The 17,042-nt window shown below is 44.3% G+C and carries 19 protein-coding genes; 12 read left to right on the top strand and 7 right to left on the bottom strand.

The genetic code is table 11. The features are described from left to right. Position 1: 1 nt before the first annotated feature. Positions 2–157: a hypothetical protein gene (locus OCU35_RS18095; RefSeq protein ID WP_017031919.1), complete on the bottom strand. Its 156-nt coding sequence runs from the start codon at positions 155–157 to the stop codon at positions 2–4. Positions 158–243: 86 nt separating this feature from the next. Then, positions 244–1,596, bottom strand: coding sequence for a molecular chaperone (gene yegD / locus OCU35_RS18090; protein WP_261826142.1), 1,353 nt, complete (start codon positions 1,594–1,596; stop codon positions 244–246). Between the two features lie 508 nt (positions 1,597–2,104). Here yegD and OCU35_RS18085 point away from each other — a divergent pair. From OCU35_RS18085 to OCU35_RS18050, 8 genes are all read left to right on the top strand, one after another. Continuing rightward, complete coding sequence (locus tag OCU35_RS18085; protein ID WP_065210496.1) at positions 2,105–2,899, top strand: DUF3450 domain-containing protein; 795 nt, start codon at positions 2,105–2,107, stop codon at positions 2,897–2,899. Between the two features lie 3 nt (positions 2,900–2,902). Then, the gene (locus OCU35_RS18080; protein WP_261826141.1) at positions 2,903–4,264 is read left to right on the top strand and encodes a MotA/TolQ/ExbB proton channel family protein; all 1,362 of its coding nucleotides are present in this window, start codon (positions 2,903–2,905) and stop codon (positions 4,262–4,264) included. Further along, entirely contained in the window at positions 4,264–4,818 is a 555-nt protein-coding gene (locus OCU35_RS18075; protein WP_261826140.1) for a MotA/TolQ/ExbB proton channel family protein, read from the top strand. Before OCU35_RS18080 ends, OCU35_RS18075 begins: the two co-directional genes overlap by 1 nt. A gap of 11 nt (positions 4,819–4,829) precedes the next feature. Then, positions 4,830–5,234, top strand: a complete 405-nt coding sequence (locus tag OCU35_RS18070) for an ExbD/TolR family protein (RefSeq protein WP_017029848.1) — start codon at positions 4,830–4,832, stop codon at positions 5,232–5,234. A gap of 9 nt (positions 5,235–5,243) precedes the next feature. Beyond that, positions 5,244–5,867 (top strand): energy transducer TonB, encoded by a 624-nt coding sequence (locus tag OCU35_RS18065; protein WP_102430953.1) that lies wholly within the window; start codon positions 5,244–5,246, stop codon positions 5,865–5,867. Further along, positions 5,864–7,033: a tetratricopeptide repeat protein gene (locus OCU35_RS18060; protein ID WP_102452080.1), complete on the top strand. Its 1,170-nt coding sequence runs from the start codon at positions 5,864–5,866 to the stop codon at positions 7,031–7,033. Before OCU35_RS18065 ends, OCU35_RS18060 begins: the two co-directional genes overlap by 4 nt. Positions 7,034–7,224: 191 nt before the next feature. Beyond that, a complete protein-coding gene (locus OCU35_RS18055) occupies positions 7,225–7,899 on the top strand; it encodes an SDR family oxidoreductase (protein WP_261826139.1) in 675 nt (224 codons plus the stop codon). Between the two features lie 174 nt (positions 7,900–8,073). Then, on the top strand, positions 8,074–8,220 hold the full coding sequence (locus tag OCU35_RS18050; protein WP_017031927.1) for a hypothetical protein: 147 nt from the start codon (positions 8,074–8,076) through the stop codon (positions 8,218–8,220). A 120-nt stretch (positions 8,221–8,340) separates the two neighbouring features. Here the strand turns inward: OCU35_RS18050 and OCU35_RS18045 are convergent, their stop codons facing one another. The 5 genes from OCU35_RS18045 to potA all read right to left on the bottom strand — a co-directional run bounded on the left by OCU35_RS18045 (position 8,341) and on the right by potA (position 12,701). Then, positions 8,341–8,595, bottom strand: coding sequence for a hypothetical protein (locus OCU35_RS18045; RefSeq protein WP_102382313.1), 255 nt, complete (start codon positions 8,593–8,595; stop codon positions 8,341–8,343). Between the two features lie 222 nt (positions 8,596–8,817). Beyond that, a complete protein-coding gene (locus OCU35_RS18040; protein ID WP_261826138.1) occupies positions 8,818–9,852 on the bottom strand; it encodes an extracellular solute-binding protein in 1,035 nt (344 codons plus the stop codon). Between the two features lie 122 nt (positions 9,853–9,974). Beyond that, a complete protein-coding gene (potC, locus tag OCU35_RS18035) occupies positions 9,975–10,745 on the bottom strand; it encodes a spermidine/putrescine ABC transporter permease PotC (protein WP_017029840.1) in 771 nt (256 codons plus the stop codon). Then, on the bottom strand, positions 10,745–11,602 hold the full coding sequence (potB, locus tag OCU35_RS18030) for a spermidine/putrescine ABC transporter permease PotB (RefSeq protein ID WP_026012755.1): 858 nt from the start codon (positions 11,600–11,602) through the stop codon (positions 10,745–10,747). Before potB ends, potC begins: the two co-directional genes overlap by 1 nt. After that, positions 11,586–12,701: a spermidine/putrescine ABC transporter ATP-binding protein PotA gene (gene potA / locus OCU35_RS18025; protein ID WP_017029838.1), complete on the bottom strand. Its 1,116-nt coding sequence runs from the start codon at positions 12,699–12,701 to the stop codon at positions 11,586–11,588. The genes potB and potA overlap by 17 nt, the downstream gene beginning before the upstream one ends. Positions 12,702–13,085: 384 nt before the next feature. Here potA and OCU35_RS18020 point away from each other — a divergent pair, with 384 nt between their 5' ends. The 4 genes from OCU35_RS18020 to OCU35_RS18005 all read left to right on the top strand — a co-directional run bounded on the left by OCU35_RS18020 (position 13,086) and on the right by OCU35_RS18005 (position 16,387). Beyond that, a complete protein-coding gene (locus OCU35_RS18020) occupies positions 13,086–13,928 on the top strand; it encodes a LysR family transcriptional regulator (RefSeq protein WP_026026377.1) in 843 nt (280 codons plus the stop codon). Between the two features lie 18 nt (positions 13,929–13,946). Beyond that, a complete protein-coding gene (locus OCU35_RS18015) occupies positions 13,947–14,777 on the top strand; it encodes a CPBP family intramembrane glutamic endopeptidase (RefSeq protein WP_102334752.1) in 831 nt (276 codons plus the stop codon). Positions 14,778–14,920: 143 nt separating this feature from the next. Continuing rightward, a complete protein-coding gene (locus OCU35_RS18010) occupies positions 14,921–15,625 on the top strand; it encodes a hypothetical protein (protein ID WP_102430956.1) in 705 nt (234 codons plus the stop codon). Positions 15,626–16,003: 378 nt separating this feature from the next. Beyond that, positions 16,004–16,387, top strand: coding sequence for a hypothetical protein (locus OCU35_RS18005; protein ID WP_102430957.1), 384 nt, complete (start codon positions 16,004–16,006; stop codon positions 16,385–16,387). Positions 16,388–17,042 lie beyond the last annotated feature (655 nt).

Raw genomic sequence — 17,042 nt, 5'->3', positions numbered from 1 at the left:
ACTAAGACTGTTTCTGATCCACAGAGCAGTTTGAGAAGGGGGAGTGGTTAGCAACCTTATCGGCCGCTCTCGCTTCTTGTGATACGTGATAAAGGTTATTCATGAAGAACCCCACGATAACGCCAAGAATGACAAACTGTATAGGCTTTAAATTCATTTCAACCCTCATAAATGATAACGACTTAGCCTTGAAAGTTAAGCGTAGACCGAATTTAGAGGGCTTTCAAAAGCAATTTGTAGAGTCTATTTAAAGCACACATCTGCCCAGCGTGCTAAGCCAGCAGTAACAGAGCCAAAGTAGTTACCGCTCACTACAGGCACATTCGGTAGTACGGTTTGCACTGCATTTCTTAGTACAGTAGAGCGGGCAGAGCCCCCAGTCATGAATATCGCGTCCGGAGTGGTCTGCGATTGCTGAACGGCTTCAAGGACTAGCTTAGTAATCTTCTCTTTCGGCACTTCAATGGCTTGTTCCATCTCTTGCCTCAACACTGGGATCTCGACCATCTCGCTAAGAAGCTTGATCTTGGCGAGATAGCTCTCGTCCTCAGATAAGGAAATCTTGGCACTTTCGGCCTGAGAGACGATGCCATAACCAAGTGCACCTTTGTGTACTTCGATCATTCGCGCCAATTTGGCTGGCTCACAAGCTTCGCGATGCAATTGTTTAAGCAGGGCTAGGTTTTCTTTGCCGTAAAAGTCACGCTGCGCCTGAACATTATTAATCAAAATAGAGTGCCAAAATTGACTGATAGGTATTTCAAGGCCTGATTGTTTGCGACTTCCCTTACCGAACTCAGTCATAAATTGCTTATAAGCGATATGGATATCGAGATCGTTACCCCCTACCAGCTGTCCTGTATGACCCAGTAGAGTTTCTTTACGATCACTTTTACCCAGCCAAGATGGGCCCATTTGGATCATGGAGCAGTCGGTTGTACCACCGCCGATATCAACCACTAACACGTTTTGGTCCGAGGTTAATGTGCTCTCGTAATCAAGTCCCGCAGCAACGGGTTCAAATTGAAACTCGACGTTTTTGAAGCCAGCTCTAGTAGCCGCTCTGAGCAATATGTCTTGTGCTTGCTGGTTTGACTCTTCCCCGCCACGGCCAAGAAAGTTTACGGGGCGACCAATCACCGTATCTTCAACGGCGTTTCCAAGGGATAGTTCAGCTTGAGATTTTACGTTCTCCATCATGGCGCACACCAAGTCTTCGAAGAAGGCGAGCTGCACGTCACGCAGCCCCCTTGCACCTAAGAAAGACTTGGGTGATTTGATGTAGTAAACATCTTTTGGATCTTCGAGGTACAGATCCAGAGCCGGCTGCCCAAACAGGATTTCCTCTTCCATAACGTCTATGCCTTCCTCGCGGTTGGCACGAATCGCACGCTGCAACACCGCCTCACCGGGCTGAGTGATTGGCATTATCTTCTTACGACGATACAGGTATTCAGATACCGATTCAGAGGTAGGCGCGCACAAGGTTGAAGAGATGTACTTATCGCCATTACTTAATGGAATTTGGATTGCTTGGTTGTCGATAATATGTGCCACGGAGCAGTTTGCCGTACCGTAATCAAAACCTATTGCCATGTGTCCTCCAAAGACCAGTGAGTGCTACGAAAAAGGGGCGCAATTAAACCTTGTTTAGATAGGGGAGGTCAAGGCAGTTAAAAGAAAATAAGTAAGGTAATCCAAAAGCCACTTCAATGACTACGTTATGACGTATTCTAATAGATACAAAACTGAGATTGATTTGTTAATTTGGTTAATGATTTCTATGTTATTTTGTAGTTAGAAGTTATAAAAATCGGCGCATTAATCAAAGATTTAGTTTTAATAGTCTTGCTACTTCTTTCTCTATTGCATCCGTTGTTTTCTGTCTTTAATATAGCCGACATTATTGCAAATAAAAGTACTTCTCATTTGCGTTGTCGTTATTTTTGTACACTAGCGCACGCTTACAATGTGTCATTGTGGGTGTATAGGGCATGAAGGGTTTGTCTTATCCGTCAAATGTACCAACCGCCAATTTGAGAAACAGCCTCCGTTTGTATTACCTTATTCACTAATAGCTAAATCACAGATTTACGAGAAACCTATGAACCACACAAAAATGCGATATCTGCTTGTTGCAGGGCTATCGATGACGAGCTCAATGGCTATGGCCAATGAGCAAGCGACACTGCAAGAATCTCAGAATATCGAGACGCAGATAACGCAAGGTGCAGCAAAGACCCAAAATAGCGTTGTTAAGAGCAGCGACAAGGCGATGCAACTAGAAGCCGACATCGCTGGGCTCAAGCAAGAAGTTCATAATCTCTCTGTTTATAACTCACACCTTGAAGGCTTGATCGCAAGCCAAGGTAAAGAGCTTGAAGGGTTTGATGCGCAGCTTTCTCAAATCGATGATACTCGCCAAAGCATTGTTCCTTTGATGTACGAGATGCTAGAAGGTCTTGAAAAGCTTAATGCTGAAGACCGCCCCATCCGCACTGAAGCAAGAGCTAAGCGCCTAGATAGCTTGAATGAAATGATGACTCAAGCTGACGTTAGCGACGCTGAAAAATACCGTCGTATTCTAGAGGCGTACCAGATTGAAATGGACTACGGCACTAAAATGGGCGCGTATTCGGGAACAATAGCAGTAGATGGCAAAGATATTATTGCTGAGCAATTGTACCTGGGTCGTATTTCCCTAGTGGCACGTTCAAACGATCGTCAGAACTACTGGGCATGGAATGACAACACTAAGTCATGGGTTGCACAAGGCAGTGGAGTAGGTCGTGAAATCGATAAAGCATTTGATGTGGCGGCAAAGCATGCCTCGCCAAGCCTTCTTGAGTTGCCAGTGTCGCTGATTCAGGTTGATAGCGTTAATGGTGAGGAGAAATAATCCATGAAGCATTTCCTAGCCACGATTAGCCTAGCCTTAGCATCGGTAATGTACGTTTTACCTGCTCATGCTAACCAAGATCTTTTGAATGAAACGGCAAAAGCAAAAGCAACCGAGCAGCAACACAACAAGCAACGAGAAGCTGAGTTTGCATCTCAAGAGAAAAAGCTTCAAAGCCAATATGATGCTCTGGTTAAGCAGCGCGCCAACCTTAATAAATCAATAGATTCGCTGAGCGCACAATTTCAAGAAAATGAGCAAAAGCTTTCTGAAAAAGAGAAGGAACTGACCTTAGCCACAGGCAGCTTGGGTGAAATCTTTGGGGTTGTTCGTCAATCTGCAAAAGATGTTCAATTAGAACAAGAGCGTTCGGTTGCCTCTATTGGTCTTGAGCAAGACGTAGCAACTATCAATGACATCATTGAAGCAAAGTCTATCCCTTCTAAAGATCAGCTATATGGTCTTTGGCAGTCTTATGTTCATCAGATCAAGACAAGCTCACAAGCCTCTATCATTGATGTGCCGTTTGTAGGTGGCTCAGGTGAGATTGAGCAGAAGCAAGTGTTGCGCATGGGTGCATTCGCCTTGGCAGATGACAATGGCTATCTAGTGTGGAACACGGACAAGCAGATCGCTACGCCCTATACAGTACAACCAAAGCAGGCACTGACTCTCAATGCGAATATGGACGCTGAAATGCCAGTGATTGCCATTGATGCCACACGCGGTGCGCTGCTGGAACAACTAGCCAACAACCCAACCTTGATGCAACGCATTGAGCAAGGTGGCCTAGTGGGTAAGATCATTCTTGGTTTGCTACTCATCGGCCTCCTAATCGGTCTATATCGTGCTGTAGTTCTGATGTCTATTAAGTCTAAGATCGCCAAGCAGCTAAAAGACGTGGACTCACCATCAGATGACAACCCGCTTGGACGAGTGATGTTGGTTCATAAGCAAGACCAAAGCCCAACGGTTGAAGCGCTAGAGCTTCGTTTGTTAGAAGCGGTAATGGATGAGCAAGAAACGCTAGAGCAAGGTATTTCTACCATCAAGCTGTTGGCGGCGCTTGCACCTATGCTTGGTCTACTCGGTACAGTGACAGGCATGATTGATACCTTCCAGACCATTACTCAGTTTGGTAATGCTGACCCTCGTATTATGGCGGGTGGCATTTCAATGGCCTTGATCACAACCGTGCTTGGCTTGATCGCGGCAATGCCACTACTGCTAGTACATAACTTACTATCGAACTTATCTGAAGGCATTCGTAATGTGGTTGAGAAACAAGGTGTGGGCTTGGTCGCTGAAAGCGCTGAGCGTAAACACGCAACGGACAGCCAGATTGCACAAGAGGCAACGGCATAATGAACGACATTGCGTCTATGTGGGCGATGCTATCAAACGTACCCCTTGTTGGTTCTATTGAAGAGCTGATGTTTCGAGGTGGTCCGGTTCTGTGGTGGCTTGCCATTGTGATGCTGGTTTTTTGGATACTTGTTCTAGATAGAATCTTGTACTTCTTTTGGGCATTTCCAAAGAGTCAGCATGACTGGGTGCTTAAGTGGCAACAACGTACAGACCGTCATTCTTGGTACGCCCTATCGCAAAGAAACGCATGGCTATCGGCATCAGAATCTAGTCTCAAGCGTTCACTTTCTTTGATGAAGGTGCTGGTCGCTCTGTTCCCGATGCTTGGGCTACTGGGAACCGTAACGGGCATGATCTCGGTGTTTGATGTGATGGCGGCCCAAGGAAACAGTGAGCCACGCCTAATGGCGGCCGGTATTTCCATGGCCACGATTCCAACGATGGCAGGCATGGTTGCCGCGCTTGTTGGTATGTTTGTTTATTCAAGATTATATGGATTGGCAGAACGTAAACAGTTGCACTTAGAGCGACTGCTGCGAATCCATAGCTGAAGGTTAATATTATGAGATTAGGACGCCGCCGCGAGCGTAACGAAGAAGCACAGGTGGACATGACTTCGATGCTAGATATCGTATTCATCATGTTGATCTTCTTCATTGTGACCAGTTCTTTTGTGCGCGAATCTGGTGTTGAGGTCAATCGTCCTCAGGCTGCCCACGCAACCAGCCAAAAAGATGCAGGTATCTTCATTGCCATCACAGACACCAACCAAGTGTATATCGATAAGCGCTTGGTCGATGTTGAACGAGTGCAAGCCACGCTAGAAAGTATGATCATTGACAAGCCCGATGCCTCAGTGGTTATCCAAGCCGACAAGTTTGCCTTTAATGGCACGGTTGTTGAGGTGATGGATGGCGCAAAAGGTGCAGGTATTGAAAAAATCGCACTGGCTACTGCAGCGAAGTGAAGATCTTTGATGAAACGATTATTCATTGCGCTGCCCGCTGCTATTTTGATGACCTTTTTTGTCTTCGGCTTTATGACCTGGCTGGTCAATATGGGCAAGACGCCTTTGCCTGATCAAAAGCCAACGGTCAGATTTGATATGTTGCAAGTTGAGCAAGATAGCCAAACGCAGCGCCGTCAGCGCCAATTGCCTGAACCACCAGAGCAGCCAGCACAGCCGCCGGAAACTCAGGTCAGTAATTCAAGTAACGTATCGGAAAATTCAATCTCGTTAGACAGTTTAGACTTGCCTCAGGTTGCTTTGGATACCGCAGTTACTGGGCTGGCCATTTCAAATCCAGGTCCGATGAAGATTGCACAAAACCAACAGGTGATGCCATTGCATCGTATGGAGCCTCGATATCCGGCAAGAGCACTGAGTCGTAAGATAGAAGGCTATGTTGTAATGAGCTTTACCATCAATGAAGTAGGAAACCCTATCGACATTGAAGTGGTGCAGAGTGAGCCTAGCCGAGTGTTTGATAGAGAAGCCACAAGAGCGCTACAGCGATGGAAGTACCAACCCTTGGTGGTGAATGGCAAGGCGACGCCTCGAGAAGGTCAAACCGTGAAGCTGGAGTTTAAACTGCAATGATGAACCGATCATTTTTAACTCTTGTGCTGATGGCTATTTTGTTTGGCTCAAACGTGAATGCTCTAGAGCTTAGCCGCTCTACTGCCAATCGAGTGCATCAAGCCTATGAACTGCAAAACCAAGGCGATGATGCAAAGGCGATCGAGGTTCTAGAGAGCGTAGATTCTAGTAGAGCCTTTGATACCTCTTATGTGCAGCGAATGCTGGGTATCTTGTATTGGCAAGAAGAGCAAAGCGAGAACGCAGAAAAAGCACTATCCCATTCTGTCGAGCTGAAAGGGCTGCCTGCTGAGCAGCATATCGAAACTCAGCGCATGCTGGCGGATATTCAGTTATCAAATGGCAAAATGAGCCAAGCGCTAGACAACTACCATCAAGTGATTGCCCAGAATAAAACTCAGAACTCTTTGGGACCAGAGACGATTCAGCAGATATGGCTTCGTGTTGGGCAAGCTAACTATCAGATGGAGAATTGGCCGTCAGTATTGACTGCATCGAAGAGCTATTACTCTGCAGGTGGCAAAACGACCACATCAGTATTGAATCTGCGCTTGGGCGCGGAGCTTTCCTTGAAGCAATGGAACAATGCTCTAAAAACCACATTGGCATTAAGAGGGTTAGAGCCAGAAGCCGAACGCTGGTGGACACAAACACTCAACCTGTATTTGAGAGTAGGGAACCATCAACAAGCGCTCTCAACACTTAAGCAGTATGAGCGAGCGGGTTTTGAGCTAACCAAAGATCAGTATCGAATGATGGCTCAGCTTTATTCCAAGCAAGGTGTGCCAGAAAAGTCGGCTTTAATATTCCATGATTTGAATAAAGGCAATGAGACGAAAGCGAAGGATCTCGCTATTGAAGCGCAGTACTGGCAACAGGCAAGAGAGTGGGAAGAGTCTCTTAATGCTTGGGCTAGAGCGTCCAGTAAAGATAGCGATTATCGTTGGTCTTACATTCAATTGCTTATGCAAAACAAACAATATAAGACGGCGATATCCCAGTTAAGCAAGGTTAAAGAGAGCTCAAGAAGAGAGCTAACGAATGTTGAAGCGTATTATCGCTTAGGCGATCGAGAGCAGGCGCTAAAGCATGCGCAAAAAGCCAACCAGATCAAATCAGACCGAGTGGCGCTGAATTGGATTCGGTATTTGAATCAACCACAATAAATAACCAATGCTGCCTTCGGGTGGCATTTTTTATGCGTGTTACCTTCTGCAAAGCCAGCTAACAAAATGATGCAATTGCTTGTGTCTATCTATGTCACATCAATCGAAGTCTTTATTTATTAAATGCAGGAAAAGGGTAAATTGGGGTATGACACAAATGAGTGATTTTTGGCGCAGATAAGGTGAGTAGAATGAAAGTGATCGTAACAGGTGCAAGTAGCGGTATTGGCTTTGAATTGGTTAAACAGCTTTGCGCTGAGAACTACCAAGTATTTGCAACAGGCCGAAATCAAGACAAGCTTGCTGAGCTTAAAACCGTAACAGGCTGTCATATTGGCGCGTATGACCTTAGCTTATCCAACCAAGTGGTTGAGATGTTTGATCAAGCGGTTCGTGATCTGAACGGCCTAGATGTACTCATCAATAATGCCGGAATGAACTCGCGCAAATGCCCAGTGGATGAGTTTTCTATTGAAGAGCTAGATCTACAATACGCCGTCAATCTAAGAGCCCCAATGCTATTGTCCAACAAGGCCTTGCCGTTAATGAAAGCACAGAAGTCTGGGTACATAGTGAATGTCACCAGCACAGTAGCAACGAGAGCGAGTGAGACAATGTCGGTGTATACCGCTATGAAGCAAGGATTGGCTGGCTTTACGGGCGTGCTGATGAAAGAAGCTCAACCTCATGGCATCAAGGTAACAAACCTGCTTCCAGGGGGCACAGACACCAGTTTTAGACAGGCTGAAAGACCTGAGTATATGAGGCCAGAAAGTGTTGCTCGCACCATTCTCGGTCTGCTTAAGCTCCCTGAAGATGTCATTGTTCATGAAATGGTATTTAGACCACAGGTGGAAGTAGAGTAACTCTAGCCTTTTCATTTTTTGCAGAGAATTTCGTTTAAAATGCGAACAGTATCAATGTGTTAGTGGGTAACCTGTTGCATAATAATAATGAACCCGAAAAGCATAATGGATAAGCCCAACGGATAGCCTATTGACCCACTTTGTTAGTCTTCTCTGCAAATAGGTGGTGGGGTTATGAACAAGAAAATGATGTTTTGGGGTAATCAAGGCGGCACTTTAGTAGCGTTTATCATTGCGATGATCGCATGGGCGTTTAATCTGCATGTGCTATTCGGCGTTTTTATCTTAGCAACATTGGTTAAAGCTGCACAAAGCCAATAAAAAAGCTTTGATACGGTTTGACCATCAGTATACATTTTAATTGATGATTTGGGTCGGCATAGCGTTGTTTTTAACGTGAACTTGCTGACCCATAGGCTACTTTTACATTGCGAAAGTGGGCTATTTTAAGACATCGAATCTTAGCTTACGCTTATCTAATTCTTCTTCTAGAAACATCAGTAACAGCTGTGTATCTGACTCAAAGTTCTCTTGATTGTTACGACTATCTTTCCCTAAGTCAGTCAGTTCTAAGGCGTTTTCTATCAATTTCTGGCTATCCCTAACGGCTACTTCACCGGATGTTGCTCGTAGCTTCTTTGCTAAATTCACATAATTGTAGATTGCGGAAAGAGTGTTAAGAGACACTTTAGACATTAAGGGAGACCTTTGGTAGTAAACACAGAGGCAGTCTATAGGATGAACTTGAACTTAGTGTGATCACTTTGCGACAATGCCAAAAAATAGTAGGTCTCGGCCTTCCGCTTTTAATGTATTTCTTCTAGGGCTTACACTACACAATGTAGCGTTCACGATAATGCGGTGAAAACAAAAAGGCCCGCTAAATGGTGCATTTAACGGGCCCGGGCCTTAGTTTTTCTATTCTACTTTAAGTTTTTGGAAGTACTCTTCGTACAACACGCTGGCTTCGCCAACTTCATCCTGCCAAGTTCCAGACTCTAATGCTTCTTTTGGTGGGTATACATTAGGGTTTTCAGCGAACTCTTTTGGAAGTAGATCATGCGCAGTAGCAACAGGGGTTGGGTAGCCAATCTCCAATGCAATCTTGGCCGCGTTTTCTGGGCGTAGTAAGAAGTCGATCATCTTGTGAGCCGCTTCGGTGTTTTTCGCCCCTGACGGAATGGCTAAGCTATCCATCCAGAATATAGTGCCTTTTTCTGGCCAGATGATATCGATTGGCGCACCTTCTTCGCGAGCCATATAAGCCGAACCGTTCCACAGCATACCTAGCGAGACTTCGCCAGCCATGTAAGGGTTAGCAGGGAAGTCGGAATTGAATACCAATACGTTCGGCATCAGTTTTTTCAGTTCTTCGTAAGCCGCTTTGATTTCTTCTGGGTTGGTGGTATTTGGAGAGTAACCCAGTTTAGTCAGTGCGATATGGAATACCTCGCGAGAGTCATCCATCAGCATCAATTGACCTTCCCATTCAGGATTCCATAGGTCATCCCACTTGGTGACTGTTGAGCTATCAACCATGTCGGAGTTTACACCAATGCCAGTTGCGCCCCAGATATAAGGGATAGAGTAATTGTTGTTAGGGTCAAATGGCTTGTTTAGGTAGCTAGGGTCTAGATCGGCAAAGTGAGATAGCTTGGCTTTATCGATCTCTTGAAGCATGCCTTCTTTACGCATCTTTGATACGAAGTAAGTGGATGGGACCACTAAGTCGTAGCCAGAGCCTTGAGTTTTCAGCTTGGCATACATGCTCTCGTTTGACTCGTAGGTGGAGTAAATCACCTTGATGCCAGTTTCCTTTGTGAAGTCTTCTAGCACTTGATTTGGAATGTATTCAGACCAGTTGTAGAAATACAGCTCTTTGTCTGCAGATAGAGCAGGGAAAGAGAACAGTGTCGCCGCACAAAGGGCGCTAGCATAGAGTTTACTTTTCATTACGTTTCCATTTAATTATCGCTCGAAGACTTTGCCTTCACGGTTCAGTCGGTATGAGCAATGTAAACTTATCTGCTGGCCAGATCTGACCAGCAGGGTTTTAAATACCCGATAATTTTAGACTATTTCACTTTTTCTCGTGCGAGAAGCTGGGAAATTATTACCAGTATTAGAGAGACAATGAGCATTACCGTTGCCAGCGCATTCACCTCAGGAGAGATGCCGACTTTAACCATAGAGTAGATCTTTAGGGGCAAAATCTCGTAGGCAGGGCCGGTAACAAAAGAGCTAATAATCACGTCATCGAGTGACAGTGTGAAGCTAAGTAACCAGCCTGCAGCAACCGCAGGCATAGCTAGGGGCAGAATGATTTGCTTTAGGATCACCCACTCGCCTGCGCCAAGGTCCTTGGCCGCTTCCAGCATTTTTACATCAAAGCCATTCAGGCGACTGTATACCGTTACCACTACAAAGGGCAGGCAGAAGGTAATATGGGCTATCAACAAGGTGAAGAAGCCGAGTTGTGCCCCAATGACCAAAAACAGCGCGAGTAAAGAGATCGCCATAACAATATCAGGAGACATCATTACCACAAACAGCATGCCGTTCACCGCTCGCTTGCCCTTGAACTGATAGCGAAACAACGCAACGGCGGTCAAGCTACCAATAATAGTGGCTGCGGTTGCCGAAAATACGGCGATGTTCAATGAGTGCCATGCCGCCTGCATCAAGCTATCGTTGTTGAGTAAGCTTTCATACCATTTTGTGGTGAAGCCTCCCCATTTCATACCAAATTTGCTGGCATTAAAGGAGTTCGCGATCAGCACAATAATGGGCAGGTATAAGAACGCATACACCAAGGTCATAAAACTAAATCTGAGTGTGCGCCCCATCAATCCAGCTCCACTTTTCTATTTAATAACTTGCCAGCGCGATAATACGCATAAAGCATAATGGCCATCGCAAGGGTAAGAGCGATACTGGTCGCCGCCCCAAACGGCCAATCCCTTGCATTGAGTACCTGGCTCTTAATGACATTACCTATCAGTAGGTTTTTCGCACCGCCCAGTAGATCGGAGACATAGAACATACCGAGTGCAGGTAGCAGAACTAACAAACAGCCACCGATAATGCCTGGCATGGTTAGCGGCAACACAACACGAGTAAAGGTTTGTAGCTTATTCGCTCCTAGGTCTTTCGCTGCTTCAATATAGGTATCATCAAGCTTCTCTATGGCTGAATAGAGAGGCAGTATCATAAAGGGCAACAGTATGTAGACGAGGCCAATCATTACCGCTGTTTCTGTGTACATGATGCGCATTGGCTTATCTATGATGTCGATTGCCATCAGAGACTTATTTAAGATGCCTTGAGTGCCTAGCACTATCTTTAATCCATAGGTGCGAATTAGAGAGTTAGTCCAAAATGGCACGATAACCAAGAACAGCATAAAGGGACGCCATTTAGGTGGCATCTTAGCGACGATATAGGCAAACGGATAGCCGATGATCAAGCACATAAATGTCGCGATAATCGCCATGTAAAACGAGTGCCACAACACCTTGGCGTACAAGGGATCCATTAGACGAGCATAGTTGTCTAAGGTAAATGTCAGCTCAATTAGGTTGGCTTCATCACGAGTTAGAAAACTGGTACCAATGATCATTACATTGGGTACAAGAACAAACAGTGTTAACCAACCAACGATCAGCGTGATGATCGCGTTCTGAAGATTAAACCTCTTGCTCATCATGTAGGACGACCTCCCAACTCTCCACCCAAGTGATAGCCACTTTTTGGCCTAGGGAATGGTCGACATCTGGGTCGTCTTCATTGAAAAATTCGCTGATCATCACCTTAAGTCCAGACTCTAGCTCGATCACCGAGTCTAAGGTCATGCCTTTATAGGTGCGCTCAATGACGTGCCCAACAATACCTTTTTGCTCAGATTCGCGAATCTCTTCCAATCGCAAATCCTCTGGGCGAAGCAGCACCCTTAGTTGTTCATTTTCGGTAATGGCTTGGTCATAGTAGACAACCGATTCCACACCCTCGATAGTTGCGCGAATGCGTTTCTCGTCTAAACGCTCTTTAGCGACAGCATCAAAGACGTTAATTTCACCAATAAAGCGAGCTACAAATAGGTTCTTTGGCTCTTCGTAGATTTCACGAGGCGTGCCATCTTGTTCAACCACGCCGTCTCGCATAACAATGATGCGGTCTGACATAGACAGCGCTTCTTCTTGGTCGTGTGTAACAAATATGAAGGTAATGCCAAGCTGGCGCTGAAGTTGTTTCAGTTCCATTTGCATCTGCTTTCTTAGTTTGTAATCCAACGCAGATAAGGACTCATCCAACAACAGAACTTTTGGCTTGTTGACTACCGCGCGTGCTATGGCAACACGTTGCTGCTGGCCACCTGATAACTGGCTAGGTTTGCGCTGGCTCATTGCGCCCAAGCGAACCATGTTTAACGCTTCCGTCACTCGAGGCTCGATGTCGGCTTCGGCGACTTTTTGCATGCGTAAACCAAACGCTACGTTTTCAAATACCGTCATATGCGGGAATAGCGCATAGCTTTGAAAAACCGTATTTACGTGTCTTTGCTCTGCAGGAACGTCGGTAACATCTTGCTCAGCAAGAAGGATGTTGCCATTGTCGACGGTTTCAAATCCCGCAATCATGCGTAAAACAGTCGTCTTTCCGCAACCTGATGGACCAAGAATGGTAAGGAACTCACCGTGGTTCACATCTAGGTTTAGATTTCCGATGATTTCTTTGCCATCAAAGCTTTTGCTTACGCCTGTTAAACGGATTACAGGTTGTTCATTGTGTTGTTGAGCGTTCAACGTCTGTATTTCTCCTACGCACCTAGTTGCCTAGGTTGGATACTTTTATTTTCGATATGAATGAGTCGAAAAAATAATAATATCAATAAGTTAAAATAAAAAACCGTCTGAATTTTCAGGCGGTTTTAGGCCCTAATAAACGTAATGATTTGCTAGGGTCATTGATGGCCCTAAGCTTAATCGAAACTATTGAAAAATTGCATTGTTTTTTAACGATAAGCCCTTGTTTTTCATCGTTGCTTCTAAACACAGGCAAATTAAGGGTACGTTGATTTTGAGTATAGATGATGCGGTGAATAAATGTGAGTTAACAAGACGCTTCTTCTTGAGATACCGTCTATATATATCTATGATTTAATTATAATTCTTTGTCTTGTTGAATCGATGGATCTTAATCTTCTTACTACGTTTCTCACGGTGTATCGTTGCCGGTCTATAACTCAAGCGTCTGAACAACTCGATCTTACTCAACCAGCGGTAAGCGCTGCTTTAAAGCGTTTAGAGGCTGTAGTGGGTAAGGCGTTGTTTGTGCGAGAGGGGCGGGGTATTGCGCCAACGGGCGCGGCTGTAGCTCTGGCTAATAAGATAGAATCACCGCTGTCGGTTTTAGAAACCGTTGAGGCTCAAGACGATGCGCTAAAAGTGCATTGCAGTGAAACGGTGTTACACCTGCTAAAAGACCTCCCTGGAATGGAGTTTTCGGATGCTCCACTTGATGAGAATGAAGTATTCGACGATCTAACCAGTCAAAAGGTAGACCTACTTATTGATGTCTTGCACAACAAACGTCATTCGTTCGTGGTGGAAGAAGTCTTTACCGATGAGCCTGTTTGCTTAACTCGTGCAGATCATCCGAGAATCGGAGAAACTATGACCTATGAGGATTTCTATAGAGAGCAACACATTGCCCTTAAGATTCGTCGTAGTGAGATGAATACCATCGATTTCCTTTCTGATAAGCCAGTGGCACCGCGCTCTGTTAAGGTGGAAACCTGCTCGATTTCAGGAATGCTAATGCTGGCCTCGGATAGCGACTATATTGCATCCGCTAACCGCAGCTTAGCCGAGCGAATCGCTCCAATGCTGGGGCTTAAAATATATAAATACCCTATACCGTTGAATCACCTGCATTATCGAATGATCTACCACAGACGCTACCTTCACGATGAAAACCATAAGCAGAAAAGAGAACAGATCAAGGCTATCTTCAAACAGCATCAAAAATAGTAATTTGTAGCTCCCATCATGGCCTTTGACAGCTCTATCTGGGTTTGGATACCCCTCGCAATCGCTATAGCACTTGCTTTGATTGGCAAAAAGCGCGCAGCTTTTGCCACTCTTGCAGTTGCTTTATTAGGGGCTTGGTTTGAGGCTCGCCTTTCTATAACAGGGCTGCTCGTTACCGTGCTTGGCTTTGCTATTGCTTCTCAAGTCCCAAGGAACAAAGGGTTTAAAAAATACCTTGCCCTAACAGTGACGATTGTTTGGTCGCTGGGCATGGCGCTGCATTGGCTCCCTGGTTTTGCCAATTTACTGGTGTTGGATAAGGTGCAAACAGGCCCTGCCAGTATCCCATTTACCATGTACCTTAACCTCGATAAGCCTCTTATCTTCTTTGCTTTATTGTTGGCCTTTCCTGGATTACTAGGTAAAGCTAAGTCCGTTGAGTGGCAGTCACTAGTCAAATCCTTACTCGTTCTAACTAGCTTATTACCTATTGCCGTGATTTTAGGTGGGCTAGGGGTTGAAGTGTCATTGCCGAACTGGTGGTGGCTGTTCTTGCTAAACAATTTGCTGTTAACCTGCGTGGCAGAAGAAGCCATATTTCGTGGGTTCATACAGCAAGAAATAAGTAAACAATTGGGCTGGAAAACTGGCTTAATTGCCGCAAGTATTTTGTTTGGGATTGCTCACCTTGCCGGAGGCTGGTTATTGATTGGCTTCGCTACCATCGCTGGTGCTTGTTATGGAATGGCGTTCTACCTGACCGGCCGCCTTTGGGCTGCTGTGCTGGTTCACTTTATGTTTAATTTCATGCACTTACTATTTTTTACTTATCCTATTGCCATTCGCTAGCCAATCATCACTCCATTCAATAAATATAAGCTCAGTTTATGTCTTAACCCAAAATGGCTTTATATATCTAATGTGACCTTTATCTCATAATCCCCTCCATGTTCTGAGCACATAGCTCTTTGTATCAAACACTGGAGATTCCAATGAAAAAACTAACCCTTCTATCTGCTTCTATTGCAGCACTTGTTTCTGCAACAGCTATCGCAGCGCCAGTTGAAGTTTACCTAGAACAAAACGTTGCATCTAATGCAGCTGACAACGGCGAATACGCAACAGAAGCGGGCGCAACTATTCAGACGTCTGAAGATGGCTATGTAAACATTGCTTTTGATGATCAAGGGTACTTGGCAGCAGGTTACGGTTACGACTTCCATATGTCTGATCAAGTAGAGCTGAACCTTTATGGTGAGCTGAGCAAGTGGGATACAGGTGCTGATGCACTAGCAGAAGCTGTGGTTACTTATAACATTTCTGATAACTTCAACGTATTCGGTGGTTACGCATACAAGCGTTCTGAATTGGATTTACTAAGTGACAATGGTATTAACAGCAACCAGTTCATTGCAGGTTCATCGGTTTCTTTCGGTATGGTTAGCCTAGACTACACCTACACGCATGAAAACAGCGATGGTTCAAATGCTGGTGTAGTACATATTGGTAACCAGTATTACGTTACTGATGGTGACTACCATACAAACCAACATGAAGTTGTTCTATCTGCAGAAATGGACAACTGGAGACCGTACGTTAGCTACACTTACCTAAATACTAGTGACCTAGTTAGTCAATATTCTAACGTAGGCGAGAATGACAACATTGTTACACTAGGTATTGCTTACCAATTCTAATAAAATACTAGCAACAACACTTGGCTAGGTGTTGATTTACAACTAGTAAATAAAGCAAATGGATTTGCTTCTAATTATTCTAAGGTTTACCCATGAATAGAAGCACTCGAAATAATTACCTCATTAACACTCTCGCAATTATTGGCTTATTACTTTTCTCTTCGCTTCCTACTGTTTCCGCCAATATCGAAAAAACGACTTATCCCGTCATGGATAAAAAACTATCTGTAGCTCTTGGGCTTTGTAAAAACGACGAGTAACTCCAGTTATTTTTGTTTATCAGTAAGTTATTTACGTCTGCATAGTTTTTTAACCTTAGGTATTCACATCTAATCCTCGTTCATAGGTGTGTTAATGACACCCTCTGGGAGCAACCATATGAAAAAGTCACTCTCATCACTATTTGTTGTCATCGCAACTTCCGTATCTGTGCCTGTAACTGCTGAAGACTATGACAGTGAGTCATTGTTTAGCCGTAACAACGCTGTTATGGCGGTAGGAGCAGTAGATACAATCAATCAATACTGTGTTGAACTTGGCAAAATGTCTGCAGAGCTTTTTCAAGAGTTGACCTTAGATATGCGTGAAAACATAGAGAGACTATCAATTCAAATATCGGGTGAAGAATTTACCTTTAGTGAAGAGCATGAGATGTATATTGAGGGCATATCCTTAGGTGAACGCTTGATCCGCGATGCCGAGCAAGAAGGCCACGTAAAGCAAATGTGCGATCTGCCAGAATCTAGACAGATGATTCTATAACAGTACATCGATTTTATGTCTTTAAATCACCAGCACAGCGCAAATATAAATATCATTAATGTATGTTCTTAAGCCTACGTTATATATCTATGACAAACATGTAAGTACACTTCTCCGCACTAGAACGAGATAGTTTTCTGATAATTAACTGACACGCAGTATTGTTTAATAACTTTTGCGTTGACCAGTATCTTAGATTACTTATGAGTCAAACAGGCGTAGTAGTTACTAGCGGTTTTTGTTTGTTGGTGTAATAAAAATCTATAGCTAACTCGCCTTGTTTGTTTATCTGTAAGAGATAAACAAATACGAATAACACTAAAAACAACAATTATTAAGCAACACTATAAGTTGCAAAATTGCATATTTACTACAAGTCCTAGTATGTAATTATTTTCCCAATATTGGATATTGATGCAGAAATGCCACTAGAGCTGCAGCACATGGAAGTGTCTTTTTTTCTTAAACTCCAATCCAATTTCTCTCTTCGTTTTAAACCTTTCTTGCTGGTGTTTTATCAACATACTTTCAACTAGCTTACTTATGAGCATCGCATAGAGCACAGCCAACAGATTGCGTAGATCGGCTGATATCAACGCCTTAGTTTAGAAAATCTTCGCAAAAGTAACGTATTGATTTTTCTTTGAAACACAAA

This window comes from Vibrio breoganii (assembly GCF_024346795.1).
GTDB classification, from domain to species: Bacteria; Pseudomonadota; Gammaproteobacteria; order Enterobacterales; family Vibrionaceae; genus Vibrio; species Vibrio breoganii.
Note: the sequence above shows the minus strand (reverse complement) of the source record. Positions and strands in the feature narration are given on the sequence as shown.